Here is a 12,971-nt window from a genome sequence, read left to right as displayed (position 1 = left end):
CCATGACCACCACCGCCGAACCGGTGGCCACTCCACCACGCAACAGGCCGTTTCACACGCTGACCGTCGCCGACGTCGAGAAGCTGTGTGACGACGCCGTCGCCGTACGCTTCGACGTGCCCGCAGATCTGGCCGGCGAGTACGACTTCCGGCCCGGACAGGCACTCATGCTCAGTCGCACCATCGACGGCGTCGAACACCGGCGGTCGTATTCGATCTGCGCGCCGACGGGCTCCGCGCCGCGGGTCGGTGTGCGCGAGGTGAGCGACGGATTGTTCTCGACCTGGCTGGTCCATGACGTACGGCCGGGGGACCGGATCGACGTGCAGGCGCCCACCGGCAGCTTCGTCGCCGACCCCACCGCCGGCGGCCGGCACGTCCTGATCGCCGCCGGATCGGGGATCACGCCCATGCTGTCGATCGCGGCGTCGGTGCTCACCAACCCTGATGCCGAAGTCGTTCTGCTCTACGGGAACCGGCGATCGCGATCGGTCATGTTCGCCGAGGAGATCGCCGACCTCAAGGATGAGTACGGGGAGCGACTCGACGTCATCCATGTGCTCTCCCGCGAACCGCGTGAGGTGGAACTGTTCACCGGCCGACTCGACGCCGATCGGCTGCGCGCGATCTTCGAAACCGTCGTGCCGACACCGGACATCGACCACTTCTGGCTGTGTGGGCCGTACGGCATGATCATCGACGCGCAACAGGTCCTTGCCGACCTGGACGTGCCGAAATCGCGGATCCACCACGAACTCTTCTACGTCGATGACGTGCCGCCACCACTGGAGAAACATCGGGAGCCGGGCGTCACCGGCCCGAGCAGCGACGTCACGATCGTGCTGGACGGCCGATCGGTGACCGGACGGCTGCCGAAGGACGAGTCGATCCTCGACGCCGGTGAACAGTTGCGATCGGATCTTCCCTTCGCGTGCAAGGGCGGCGTCTGCGGCACGTGCCGGGCCAAGGTGACCTGCGGCGAGACCGACATGCGACGCAACTACGCACTCGAAGACGCCGAAGTGGCAGAAGGATTCGTTCTGACCTGCCAGACATTCCCCGTCGGGGACAGCGTCACCGTCGACTTCGACGCCTGATCACGATGCCCCAGAACACAATCATCCCGAACACATCCCCGGAGTAGAACGATGACGAGTACGTTGCCCCGACCGACGGCCGGAAGTCCCGAAAACCTGGAGTTCGCGTCGCGTGACGAGATCGCCGCGACCCAGCTCGAGCGGCTGCGGTGGTCGCTGGCCCACGCGTATGCGAACGTGCCGCACTATCGGCAGGCCTTCGACGAGCGGGGTGTGCACCCCGACGACCTGCACGAGCTCGCCGACCTGGCGAAGTTCCCGTTCACCGCGAAAGCCGATCTGCGGGAAAACTATCCGTTCGGGATGCTGGCCGTGCCGCAGGATCAGGTGTCGCGGATTCACGCGTCGTCGGGCACCACCGGCCGTCCGACCGTGGTCGGCTACACCGCCGGCGACCTCGACAACTGGGCCGACCTCGTGGCACGCAGCCTGCGTGCGGCCGGGGTGAAACCGTCGGACAAGGTGCACGTCGCCTATGGCTACGGGCTGTTCACCGGCGGTCTGGGCGCACACTATGGTGCGGAACGACTGGGCTGCACGGTGATCCCGATGTCCGGCGGGATGACCGATCGGCAGATCCAGCTCATCGAGGACTTCCGCCCGGACGCGATCATGGTGACGCCGTCGTACATGCTGACCATCGTCGACGCGATGCTGGCCAAGGGGATCGACCCGGCCGCGACGTCGCTGAGGACCGGCGTGTTCGGCGCCGAGCCGTGGACCGAACAGATGCGTCGGGAACTGGAACAGCAACTGGACATGGATGCCGTCGACATCTACGGACTGTCGGAGGTGATGGGTCCGGGTGTGGCGATGGAATGCGTGGAGACCAAAGACGGCCTGCACATCTGGGAGGACCACTTCTACCCCGAGATCATCGACCCGATGACCGGTGAGGTAATGCCCGACGGTGAGGAAGGCGAACTCGTCTTCACCTCCCTCACCAAGGAAGCCATGCCGATCATCCGCTACCGCACACGGGATCTGACCCGGCTGTTGCCGGGTACGGCACGGTCGATGCGGCGCATGCAGAAGGTCACCGGCCGGACCGATGACATGATCATCCTGCGCGGCGTGAACCTGTTCCCGACCCAGATCGAGGAGCTGATCCTCACCGTGCCGGCGTTGGCGCCGCAGTTCCAGTGCATCCTCGATCGACCGGGCCGGATGGATCAGCTGACGGTGAAAGTGGAGTACCGTCACGACGTACCGGCCGAGCATCGGGGAGCGGCCGCCACCGAGCTGCAGAAGCTGATCAAGGACCGGATCGGGGTCACCGTGGCCGTCGATGCGGTGGAACCGGCCGCGCTGTTCCGCTCGACCGGGAAGGCGAAGCGACTGGTGGACAACCGGCCCCAGGACTGACGAGGAGACCAGATGCCGCGTTCTCACCCCGACGGCGATGCCGGACGAACCCGGTCGGCAGACGTCGGCGTTCCTGCCGCAGTGGGTTTCGACGAGTGGCGTGAGGCGATCTCGTCCGCGTTCGTGCCGTTGGACGCCTCACCGGATGATCGTGCCGGCGAGTTTCGCGGCTTCCTCGACTCGATGGCCCTCGGCGAGCTTCAGCTTTCCGAGGTCATCGGGGACCGCTCACGGGTCCGGCGATCGGCGTCCATGATCCGCCGGGCCGATCCCGGCGTGATCAAGGTGGCGCTCCAGCTCCGTGGACACAGCACGGTGCACCAGCGTGGACGGTTCGCCGAGCTCGGTCCGGGTGATCTGTCGGTCTACGACACCAGCGTCGAATACGACCTCGACCTCGAGGACTCGTTCGACATGTTGGTGGCAGTGATTCCGCGACAAGCACTCCGAGTCGCCGACCGCGAACTCGGCGACGCCACCGCCCGCAGCATCGGGACCGACCGGGGCACGGCCGGTCTGCTCAAACCACTTCTCGTGTCGCTGCGGTCCGACGTCACTGGCGCCGGTGTGGCTGCGCCATTGGTCCAGGACGCCGTCGCGGATCTGGTCAGCGCGGTCATCCGATCGTCGGCGCCGACCGAGTCGCTCGGTGCCGGCGAGACCGTCCTGCTCACCGCCCGAGCCTATATCGAGGCACATCTGGGCGATCCTGACCTCACCCCGACGACGGTCGCCGCGCATCATCATGTGTCGGTGCGGTATCTGCAGAAGCTGTTCGCCTATGACGGACACTCCGTCGCCGGATTCATCCGGCAACGTCGCCTGGAGCGCTGCCGACGTGACCTCGCCGACGCCGGCCAGCGTCATCGCAGCATCGGCGCCATTTGCGCAGCGAACGGACTGGTCGACGCCTCCCATTTCTCGCGTCTGTTCAAGCAGGCGTACGAGATGTCTCCGCGGCAGTTCCGCGACGCGCAATCGCTCGCCGACTGATCGTGCCGAACCCGCCCTGCTCGATGGTTCACAGGGCGAGTTCGGCACTCTCACAGAATGTTCGAAACGTCAGTACATGATGACGCCACGCACGTTCTCGGCGTTGCGCATCGCCGCATATCCCTCGTTCACCTGATCCAGCGAGTACGTGCTGGTGATCATCTCGTCGAGCTTGAGATGGCCTTCCATGTACAACCGGAGCAGGTGGGGGATGTCGAAACGGATGTTGGCGTTGCCGAACCATGCTCCCTTGAGGGTCTTGCGCATGGCCGTCAGATCGAACAGGCTCATGCTGACCTCCGTCGAGGTGATGTCGCCGACCGAGACCTGCACGCACACACCGCCCTTGGCGACCAGGGACATCGCGGGTGCGATCAGGGCGCCGTCGGCCACGTCCACCGTGATGAGGACCTTGTCGGCGAGCTGGCCCCAGGTCAGATCCTGCAGGAGCGCCAACGCCTCGTCGATGGACGCGACGGCATGGGTGGCGCCGAACACCTTGGCCTGATCCCGCTTGAACGGCGACGGATCGACCAGCACGACGTGGCGGGCGCCGGCGAGTGCGGCGCCCTGAACGGCCCCGCAGCCGACCCCACCCATCCCGAGCACCACGACGGTCTCCCCGGCGGACACCTCGGCGGCGTAGACCGACGATCCCCAACCGGTGGTGACACCGCAGCCGACAAGCGCGGCCTTGTCCAGCGGGATGTCCTTGGTCAGCTTGACGCAGGACGCCTCGTTGACGACCGTGACCGGGGCGAACGTGCCGAGCAGACACATGAGGCCGGCATCCTGGCCGTTGACGTGATGCCGTGCGGTGCCATCGGAGAGTTGCACGCCGGCAAGAAGGTTGGCGCCGAGGTCGCAGATGCTCGACTTTCCGGTCGCGCACGACCGACACCGTCCGCAGGCCGGGATGAACCCGAGGGCGACGTGGTCGCCGACCTCGACCGTGGTCACACCGGGGCCGATCTCGGTGACCACACCGGCGCCCTCGTGGCCGCCGATGTAGGGATACATGCCGACCGGTACGCTGCCGTCTCGTACGTGTTCGTCGGAGTGGCACATTCCCGACGCGGCGAGCTCGACCTTCACCTCGCCGTACTTCGGGGCGTCGAGAACGAGTTCCTCGATCTGCCAATCCTGTCCGGGCTCCCAGAGCACCGCAGCTTGTGTCTTCATGGATACTTGCCTTCCTCGTTCGTGGTGGTGGTGGTCGTGGTGGTCAGAGAACGACGGTGACGACCTTCTCCTCGGTGTTGGCCTCGATTCCGGCCCAACCCAGTTCGCGGCCGATACCGCTGGTCTTCATGCCGCCCCAGGGCAATGCGGGGTCGATCGCGGCCCATCCGTTGACCCAGACCGCGCCGGCCCGCACCTTGCTCGCGAGGGTGTGCGCATAGGAGACGTCGCGGGTCCAGATGCTCGCAGCCAGGCCGTAATCGGTGTCATTGGCGATCCGGATCGCATCGTCGACGTCGTCGAACGCGATCACGGTGCCCACCGGCCCGAAGATCTCCTCGCGCGCGATCGTCATCTCGTTGGTCGCGTCGGCGAAGATGGTCGGCTGCACGAAGAACCCGTCGCCGTCGAGAATCTCTCCACCCGCCACGACCCGTGCCCCCTCACGCTTGCCGGCGTCGATGTAGGACAGGACTGTGTCGCGCTGTTTGGCGTTGACCAGCGCGCCCATCGTGGTGGTCTCGGCCAGCGGATCGCCGAGCACCTGCGCAGATGCCGCGGCAGCCAAACCGTCGACCACCTGCTGGTAGAGCGACCGGTGCACCAGCACGCGGGTACCTGCAGCGCACACCTCGCCCTGGTTGAAGAACAAACCCATGGCGGTGCCGTTGATCGCGGCCTCGACATCGGCGTCGGCCAGGATGATCTGGGGAGACTTGCCGCCGAGCTCCAGCGTCGTTCGCTTGAAGGTGTCCGCGGCCGCCTTGGCGATGTGTCGGCCGACCCTCGGACTTCCGGTGAAGCTGATCTTGTCGACGTCGGGATGCGCCACGAGCGCTTCGCCTGCGACGTTCCCGAGACCCGGTACGACGTTGACCACACCGTCGGGGAGCCCGGCCTCCTGCAGCAGGCGGGCCAGATGCAGGACTGACAGCGGGGCATCCTCCGGTGGCTTGACCACGACCGTGTTGCCACACGCGAGGGCAGGAGCGAGTTTCCAGGCCGCGATCATCAGCGGCGTGTTCCAGGGAATGATGGCGCCGATGACGCCCACCGGCTCGCGGACGGTGTAGGAGTGGGTCGGTCGCCCGAAATAGCCGGCCGTCGGGATGGTCTGACCGGTGATCTTGTCCGCCCACCCGGCGAAGTGGCGGAATGTTGCGGCGGCGTTGGGGATGTCGAGCATGGTGGGCTGCCCGATCGGCTTGCCGATGTCGAGTGCCTCGAGGAGGGCGAGCCGTTCCCCGTCGCGTTCGATCAGATCGGCGATCCGGGACAGGATGCGCCCGCGGGCGGCGCCGGAGAGGTTGCCCCATTCGCCGTTCAACTGCGCGCGGGCGGCACGCACCGCATCGTCGACGTCCTGCGTCGATCCGGCTGCCACCCGGACCAGCAGTCGCCCGGATGCGGGATGCAAGTCGTCGAAAGTGGCTGCGGTGGCGGACTTTCGCCAGACTCCGTCGACGAAGAGGTCCACCGCGGTGTCGGGCGGGAGGAGTGTCCCGGCGTCGAGGTCCTGTACGGATGTCATGTTCGCTCCCATCGCTCGGGCCGGAGCCTGCGATGAAGTCCGGCCGTCAGGCATCTGCCTGCTCTGACCAGCCTCGCGAAATGTGACGCCGGTTACTTGGACACGGGCGCACGGTTTGTTGACGATGCGGGTACCGCATCATCCGGGCGCCGGATTGTGTCGGCGCACCGAGCGTCTCCGCCGATTCGCGACTCGACGTTGCGATCGTTGCGCGAGAACCCCAATCGCTTGTTGACCCGAAGGGTTGCGATCGTCGCGCGAGAACCCCAATCGCTTGTTGAGCCGAGGGGGTTGCGATGGTTGCGTGAGAACCCCAATCGCTTGTTGACCCGAAGGGTTGCGATGGTTGCGTGAGAACCCCAAACGCTTGTTGACCCGAAGGGTTGCGATCGTCGCGCGAGAACCCCAAACGCTTCTTGCCCCGAAGGGTGTGATCGTTGCGTGAGAACCCAACCCGCTCCCTGAGGAACGAGGCGCTAGCCGAGTGTCACGAAGGGGCGGCCCTTCGTGACGCATCCTCGCAGGCTCGGAGGCTCCTCAGGGGTCGACAGGTGACGTGTCCTCGCAGGCTCGGAGGCTCCTCAGGGATCGACAGGTGACGTGTCCTCGCAGGCTCGGAGGCTCCTCGGGGATCGACAGGTGTGACGTGTCCTCGCAGGCTCGGAGGCTCCTCGCAGGCTCCTCGGGGGTCGAAGGTGTCGTGAACATGGCTTGCGCCTACCTGTGGGACGCAACCGACTTCGTCGAATGTTCCCCATCGCTGCCAACTGCTCGGCGGATGTCGTTCGCGTGGCCGAAGTTCCGAGTCCGCCCTCGATTCGGTTCGGGCTGCTGCCATACAGTCGCCTCGAATCGACCACCGAGACGAAGGCGAGATACCAATGCGGGCTTCGAGATCCATGACATTGTTGATTCGCTCGGTCATCACCGTGCTGGCGATCATGCTGATCGGTGCGCTGCCGGCCACACACGCGATCGCAGCGTCGCCGAACGGGATGGGTGCGGGGCATTCCTCGACGCAGTCCCCAGATAACAAGAGCGGGAAGAACAAATCCTCACCGACATCGCCCGGCACAGGTGGCGGCGATGCGCACACGCTGAGGCCGCGAACTCCGCAGGCCGGCCCCGGCGGCAACGCACCCGGCTCGCCCGGCTCGCCGGGCCGGTCCGCCCCAGACCCGGCCAAGCCCTCGACGCCGCACTCGCCCGCTCCGAAGCCGGATCGTGGTCCCCACAAGTATTCTCCGAACACCAGGGCACCACAGGGTGGTGATTCGAACTCCTCTGGTCGCGACAGCGGGGAGGGTGCGCAGGACAGGTCCGGCGATCGACGCTCCGGCACATCGCCGAACCGAGGTCCCAACAAATACACCCCCAACGCCACGGCGCCTGGTAGCGGTGACCGCAGCTCCTCGCACCGCGACAGCCGCGAACCGGGAGACAGCAAGCGAAGTCGATCCCATGACCGCGAGAACCGCTCCACTGACCGCCCTTCCGGACCGACCGCCGGCACACGACCAGACCAGGACTCGCAGCCGAGGGTCGCACCGCGGCCACAGACACCCGGCACATCGTCGCCCGGGGAATCCGAACGAACCGACCGGACCCCGGCGCCGGCGCCACCCGCGGTGCCGGACGACCCGCCGTCAGCGTCGCCGCCGAAGCCGAAGCGCGACGACACGAATCCGCCCGCCCGGATCCTGTCGCCGCCACAGCAGAAGGCCGAGCCCGGGGAGTCGACACCACAGTCACCCGACCTCGACGGCCGGAGGAGGCCGGAGACCCGCCGGCCGGACACGACCTCTCCGAATAATCCACCGGCACAAGCACTGCGCGGCTGGGGTGACTACGTACGGATCATCGACATCATCGGCCGGACCCTGGAGACGATCGTCGACCTGTTCGCGCCCGACCCCGATCAGCAGGCCCCGGACCAGCCCGCCCCGGCACCCGACGAGGCACCTGCGCCGAGCGCTCCGTCACCGCCGCGGACCGAGCAGGTGCCGCCCCCACCGCCTGCTACACCGCCGTCTGCGGTCCCGGCCCCGCCGGCTGCTCCCGCCCCGTCGGCCCCTCCCGCCGGACCGTCGGCACCACGCGGCCCACCGGCGCAGACATCACCGGCACCGACAACACCGGTTGTCATCCCACCGGGCACTCCGCCCCCGCCCGGGGTGGACCGCTTGCCGGACGGTAGCTATCCGCGCAACGGCCGCTACGCGGGAAAGGTGATGGAACTGCCGGGAACACTGAAGGACAAGTATCCGAACGGGGTTCGATTCACCGACAAGGGATATCCCGACTTCGGCCCCTACGCCAAGGAGACCGTGCAACTGCCCGACGGGTTCACCAACCGCGCCGCCGACAAACGTGGAGCCAACGCAATTGTTCGCGAACGACTCAACGATCCCAACTGGAACCCGCCTCCGGACTACGCCTGGCACCATAGCGAGGACGGCACCACCATGCAGCTGATCCCGAGAGACCTGCACGAGGGCGTCGGTCACACCGGTGGCGCGAAGAAGTAGAGGACTCAGCCATGCGATTTCTGAGTGAACCGCGACTGTGGACCTCCGAGGAGGTGGCCATGCTCGAAGCACGCATCGACCAGCGCCTACCCGCCGACTACCGCGACCACCTTCTCACCGTGGGCGCCGGCCCGATCCCCGAGCGCATCGTGCCCGGCACGGGCGGTAACGGTCTCGTCCACAACGTGCTCACGTTCGACGACGCGCAGATCCTGTTGGATGCGACCTCCACCCACTATGAACTGATCCCCGAGCGGTACCGTCCGGCGGTCAACGGTGACGGCGGCGCGTTCTGTGTTGGACTCCGTGACGACGTAGTCGGCCGGATGTTCTGGGCCGACTTCGATCTGGCCGACACGCTCGGTCTGGACGAGGGCACACGCTCCGAGCAGATCATGTCGTTGCGCTACGACACCTGGAACGAGTTCATCGCCGACCTCGAGACCTGGGAGCTGGTGTGACAGGCAAACCGTCAGACCAGCCGCCCGGCCGACGAGCAGGCCACGAGGTCAGGCGATGGCCTGCCCGTCCTCGTCGTCGGGAAGCTGTCCCAGACGATGTGCGACGACGGCCCGGATGGCGTTGCGCACATCCGGGTCCAGTGTGGTGTCTCCGTCGAGGGCGTCGCGAAGGCGTGTGAAGTACACGAGCTCGGTGAGTCCGAACTCGACCATGATGTCGTCCGGATCGCCGCCGCCGTAGCGGTACCAGCTCTCGGCGAAGGCGACCAACTCAGTCGCATTGTTCATGTCGTCCATCTTGGCCGAAGATTGTGAACTGCAGGTTGCAGGTTCGTGCGTGTGAATGACAGGCTCCGGTGTGTTGTCGGCGAGTCGGGTGTCAGACCTCGACCGAGGTCGACCTGATTCGCAGCTCGGGATCGAGCAGGGTCACCGTCCGGGCTGATCGTGGATCGTCGATGCGGCCGATGAGCCGTTGCACGGCAAGCCTTCCCATGTCGGTGTAGTTGTTGTCCAGTGTGGTGAGGCCAATGTACCCGAGCCGCGCGAGGTAACTGTTGTCGTAGCCGACGACGCTGAGGTCACGGGGAATGTCGAGACCCACCTCCTTGGCGATCGACATCGTGATCACAGCGGCGTAATCGTTGTTGGCGAGAATGGCGGTCGGCCGGGGGCTGCCGGCCAGCAACGTGGTGGCGGCGGCCCGGTCTCCGCCTTCAGATCGGTCACTGATCTCCACGCGGATGTACTCGTCGAGGCCGTTGCGTCGCATCGCATCGCGGTAGCCGTCGGTGCGCAGGTCGGCTGCACGGCCCGTACCGGCGAGATGCGCGATCCGTCGGTGGCCGAGACCCACCAGATGCTCCACGGCCTGTGCCGCACCCGAGCGGTCGTCGCCCGTCACGACATCGACGTTCGGTAGATCGGGTTCTCGCCCGGCCGCCACCACGGTCGGGAGCGTCTCTGCCGTGGAGAGCAATTCGCGGGCCGGTGGCAGGGTGCCGAGGCAGAGGAGTCCGTCGACGCGCGCCTCGATGAACGCATCGAGCACCGAAGCGTCGCGCTCGAGCCCGAAGTCCTCGGACAAGAACAGCGTCAGACCGTGTGCGGTCAGCTCGGTGCGAACCGAGGCCAGCAGATCGATGAACCACGGGTTGCGCATGTCGGAGAGCACGGCCCCGACGGTATGTGTGCGTTGTTGTGCCAGCGATCGGGCGGCGGCGTTGGCGCGGTAACCCAGTTCCTCGGCGGCCCGCAAGACCGCGGTCCGATTCGCCTCGCTGGCGCCCGGCTGTCCACGCAGCACGAGGGAGACCAGCGATTTGGAAACCCCGGCGCGTCGAGCCACGTCGACGATGGTCGGGCGCGCCGAGCGGCCGGCCGCGTCGCCAGCTGTACCCATCGTGACCCTTCCCGGGAGTGTGAATTGTGTTGGAGCGATCCAAGGCTATCACCTGGATCTGTCCAGGGCGATGCGGTTCCTATTGGGTAGCAGCGTGAGGCAGGTGACTGCGAGTGCTGAGCAAATGAACAGAACGCCTTGACCAATGACTGAGATGCAGATTACAGTTTGAAGCCTGGAACGCTCCAAGTCATCTATTCGATAGGAAAGCAGGACCACCCATGTCACCTCGTCGCACTCTTCGGGTCGCCCTCGTCGGGGCGGGCGCCGCCGGGCAGGCACACGCATTCGGGTTTCGCAACGTCTCCATGGCCGCCGGCCTGGAGGCGGTGACCGTCGACCTGGCCGTCGTGGTCGACCCGAATGTCGAACTCGCCCGCCGTACCGCCGACCGATACGGCTACGCCGAGGCCACCGCGGATCTGCGGGAGGTGCTCGATGATCCGACGATCGACGCGATCAGCGTCGCATTGCCGAACAGCGTGCACGCCGACGTGCTGCCGGCGATCCTGCGCTCTGGCAAGCACGTGCTCGCCGAGAAGCCGATCGGACGCAGCGCAACCGAGGCCGCCGCACTCGTCGACCTCGCCGAAGGTTCGACCGCGGTCACCGGGGTCGGCTTCTCCTTCCGGCGACTACCCGGCCTTGCCGCGGTGCACGACGCCGTCGCCGACGGCGCGATCGGTGCGGTCCGCAGCTTCACCGCGTGGTACAACGCCGACTACGGAGCATCGAGCGATGCGCCGTTCTCCTGGCGCTACTCGAAGGAGTCGGCCGGCGCCGGAGCCCTGATCGACATCGGGACCCACGCGCTCGACACAGTCCAGCACGTGGCCGGCCCGATCCGTCGCATCGTCTCCGCGACGCTGCACACGGTGATCACCGAACGGCCCATCCCGGGCTCAGAGAAGACCGGGGCCGTCGACACCGACGACATCGCTCTGCTCACGGTCGAGCTGGAAAACGGGGCCATCGGCCAGATCCACGTCAACCGTGTGGCCGTGGGCATCCCCAACTCGCTCGGCATCGAAGTGCACGGCGACAAAGGCCATGCCCGGTTCGATTCCATCTCGGCCGGCGAGTTCCACATTCATGTCGACGAGGGACCCGCGACGATCTGCGGCCCGCGCCGCGTCTTCACCGGTCCGCAGCACCCGTATTTCTCCGATGTCGCCGCGATGCCGGGTGGCGGGGTCGGCACCGGCTACGCCGAGGCGTTCGTTGCGGAGATCCAGCATTTCGTGCGCTGCATCCTCGCCGACGAGCCGATGGACACCAGCTTCTCCTCGGCGCTGCGCGTGATGCGCGCGGTCGACGCCGCACAAGTCGCGGCCGCCACCGGCGCGCCGACCGACGTCGACACCGCGCAGCCGGTGAGCAGCCTCGCCTGAGTACGCGCAGACACCACAACGATTGGACCACCGATGAACTCACCCGTCACCGACGACCACACGGTCGCCGCCGATCCGACCTTCGCCCGCCTGAGTCTGGGCACCGCCCCCGACTCGTGGGGGATCTGGTTCCCCGATGACCCGAAACAGCCGCACTGGAGTACGTTCCTCGACGAGGTCGTCGAGGCCGGCTTCCGGACCATCGAACTCGGTCCCTTCGGATATCTGCCGACCGAGCCCGAACAGCTCAAGGACGAACTCGGTAGGCAGGGGCTCTCGCTGACCGGCGGTACCGTCGGCACCGCGCTGCACCGTGGAGCCGATGCATTCGAACAGGCCCGCAAGGATGCCTTCGACGTCTGTGAGCTGTTGTCGGCCATGGATGTCGGACACCTCGTGGTGCTGCCGGAGCAGTACACCGACCTGCACACCGGTGCGTTGACACAGGCCGCGGAACTCTCGGCAGACGAATGGCGCAATCTCACCGAGGGTCATTCCAGGCTCGGCAGGCTCGTCGAGGACGCGTTCGGGATCACGCAGGGCTTCCATCCGCATGTCGACACCCACGTGGACACCCAGAGTTTCATCGAGAAGTTTCTCGACGACACCGATCCCGACACCGTGTCCCTGTGCCTCGACACCGGCCACGTCTCCTATTGCTCCGGTGACAACCGCGAGATCATCGCGCGAGACCCCAACCGGATCAGCTACATCCACCTCAAGCAGGTGGACCCCGGTGTCGCCGCGCAGGCTCGAGAAGACCACGTCGGTTTCTACGAGGCGGTCCAGCGCGGCGCCATGGTCGAGCCGCCGTTGGGTGTGCCGACGATGGAACCGCTGCTCAAGGACCTCGCCGCGTTGAACCGCGACTTCCGGCTCATCATCGAGCAGGACATGTACCCGGCCCCGCCCGGTAGCGCAAAGCGGATCGCGATCCGCACCCGTGAGTATTTCGCGAGCGTCGGTCTGATGCCCGCGGATCGATGATCCCTTCCACCCTTTCAGTACTCGTCAACCAAAG

The 12,971-nt window shown here is 66.5% G+C and carries 11 protein-coding genes; 7 read left to right on the top strand and 4 right to left on the bottom strand.

Annotated elements, in window-relative coordinates; all coding sequences use genetic code 11:
• Nucleotides 1-2 precede the first annotated feature (2 nt).
• The 3 genes from paaE to ACVT6V_RS29775 are packed head-to-tail and all read left to right on the top strand — an operon-like array spanning nt 3 to nt 3,455.
• Nucleotides 3-1,097, top strand: coding sequence for a 1,2-phenylacetyl-CoA epoxidase subunit PaaE (gene paaE / locus ACVT6V_RS29785; protein ID WP_489897647.1), 1,095 nt, complete (start codon nt 3-5; stop codon nt 1,095-1,097).
• A gap of 51 nt (nt 1,098-1,148) precedes the next feature.
• Nucleotides 1,149-2,462, top strand: a complete 1,314-nt coding sequence (gene paaK, locus ACVT6V_RS29780; protein WP_489897646.1) for a phenylacetate--CoA ligase PaaK — start codon at nt 1,149-1,151, stop codon at nt 2,460-2,462.
• Nucleotides 2,463-2,474: 12 nt separating this feature from the next.
• On the top strand, nt 2,475-3,455 hold the full coding sequence (locus tag ACVT6V_RS29775) for an AraC-like ligand-binding domain-containing protein (protein ID WP_489897645.1): 981 nt from the start codon (nt 2,475-2,477) through the stop codon (nt 3,453-3,455).
• A 69-nt stretch (nt 3,456-3,524) separates the two neighbouring features.
• On the opposite strand, the gene ACVT6V_RS29770 is transcribed toward ACVT6V_RS29775, so the two are convergent.
• Together ACVT6V_RS29770 and styD are read right to left on the bottom strand one after the other, a co-directional pair.
• Nucleotides 3,525-4,637, bottom strand: a complete 1,113-nt coding sequence (locus ACVT6V_RS29770) for an NDMA-dependent alcohol dehydrogenase (RefSeq protein WP_489897644.1) — start codon at nt 4,635-4,637, stop codon at nt 3,525-3,527.
• Between the two features lie 43 nt (nt 4,638-4,680).
• Nucleotides 4,681-6,168 carry a phenylacetaldehyde dehydrogenase StyD gene (gene styD, locus ACVT6V_RS29765; protein WP_489897643.1) on the bottom strand — a complete coding sequence of 496 codons (1,488 nt, stop codon included), beginning with the start codon at nt 6,166-6,168 and terminating at the stop codon, nt 4,681-4,683.
• A gap of 1,628 nt (nt 6,169-7,796) precedes the next feature.
• Between styD and ACVT6V_RS29760 the strand changes: the two genes are divergently transcribed.
• Nucleotides 7,797-8,696: an HNH endonuclease gene (locus ACVT6V_RS29760; protein WP_489897642.1), complete on the top strand. Its 900-nt coding sequence runs from the start codon at nt 7,797-7,799 to the stop codon at nt 8,694-8,696.
• An 11-nt stretch (nt 8,697-8,707) separates the two neighbouring features.
• Nucleotides 8,708-9,157: an SMI1/KNR4 family protein gene (locus ACVT6V_RS29755; protein ID WP_489897641.1), complete on the top strand. Its 450-nt coding sequence runs from the start codon at nt 8,708-8,710 to the stop codon at nt 9,155-9,157.
• Between the two features lie 48 nt (nt 9,158-9,205).
• On the opposite strand, the gene ACVT6V_RS29750 is transcribed toward ACVT6V_RS29755, so the two are convergent.
• Nucleotides 9,206-9,445 (bottom strand): DUF3263 domain-containing protein, encoded by a 240-nt coding sequence (locus tag ACVT6V_RS29750; protein ID WP_489897640.1) that lies wholly within the window; start codon nt 9,443-9,445, stop codon nt 9,206-9,208.
• A 91-nt stretch (nt 9,446-9,536) separates the two neighbouring features.
• Nucleotides 9,537-10,559, bottom strand: a complete 1,023-nt coding sequence (locus ACVT6V_RS29745) for a LacI family DNA-binding transcriptional regulator (protein ID WP_489897639.1) — start codon at nt 10,557-10,559, stop codon at nt 9,537-9,539.
• A gap of 221 nt (nt 10,560-10,780) precedes the next feature.
• Between ACVT6V_RS29745 and ACVT6V_RS29740 the strand changes: the two genes are divergently transcribed.
• A complete protein-coding gene (locus ACVT6V_RS29740; protein ID WP_489897638.1) occupies nt 10,781-11,950 on the top strand; it encodes a Gfo/Idh/MocA family protein in 1,170 nt (389 codons plus the stop codon).
• A gap of 33 nt (nt 11,951-11,983) precedes the next feature.
• Complete coding sequence (locus tag ACVT6V_RS29735) at nt 11,984-12,937, top strand: sugar phosphate isomerase/epimerase family protein (protein WP_489897637.1); 954 nt, start codon at nt 11,984-11,986, stop codon at nt 12,935-12,937.
• Nucleotides 12,938-12,971 lie beyond the last annotated feature (34 nt).

The organism is Gordonia sp. LMA167, from assembly GCF_058130025.1.
The sequence above is the reverse complement of the archived record's forward strand: the minus strand, read 5'-3'. Positions and strand labels throughout refer to the sequence as shown.

Coding starts and splice junctions, on each gene's coding strand:
- paaE (WP_489897647.1), top strand. CDS start 3: ATGACCACCACCGCCGAACCGGTGGCCACTCCACCACGCAACAGGCCG.
- paaK (WP_489897646.1), top strand. CDS start 1,149: ATGACGAGTACGTTGCCCCGACCGACGGCCGGAAGTCCCGAAAACCTG.
- ACVT6V_RS29775 (WP_489897645.1), top strand. CDS start 2,475: ATGCCGCGTTCTCACCCCGACGGCGATGCCGGACGAACCCGGTCGGCA.
- ACVT6V_RS29770 (WP_489897644.1), bottom strand. CDS start 4,637: ATGAAGACACAAGCTGCGGTGCTCTGGGAGCCCGGACAGGATTGGCAG.
- styD (WP_489897643.1), bottom strand. CDS start 6,168: ATGACATCCGTACAGGACCTCGACGCCGGGACACTCCTCCCGCCCGAC.
- ACVT6V_RS29755 (WP_489897641.1), top strand. CDS start 8,708: ATGCGATTTCTGAGTGAACCGCGACTGTGGACCTCCGAGGAGGTGGCC.
- ACVT6V_RS29750 (WP_489897640.1), bottom strand. CDS start 9,445: ATGAACAATGCGACTGAGTTGGTCGCCTTCGCCGAGAGCTGGTACCGC.
- ACVT6V_RS29745 (WP_489897639.1), bottom strand. CDS start 10,559: ATGGGTACAGCTGGCGACGCGGCCGGCCGCTCGGCGCGCCCGACCATC.
- ACVT6V_RS29740 (WP_489897638.1), top strand. CDS start 10,781: ATGTCACCTCGTCGCACTCTTCGGGTCGCCCTCGTCGGGGCGGGCGCC.
- ACVT6V_RS29735 (WP_489897637.1), top strand. CDS start 11,984: ATGAACTCACCCGTCACCGACGACCACACGGTCGCCGCCGATCCGACC.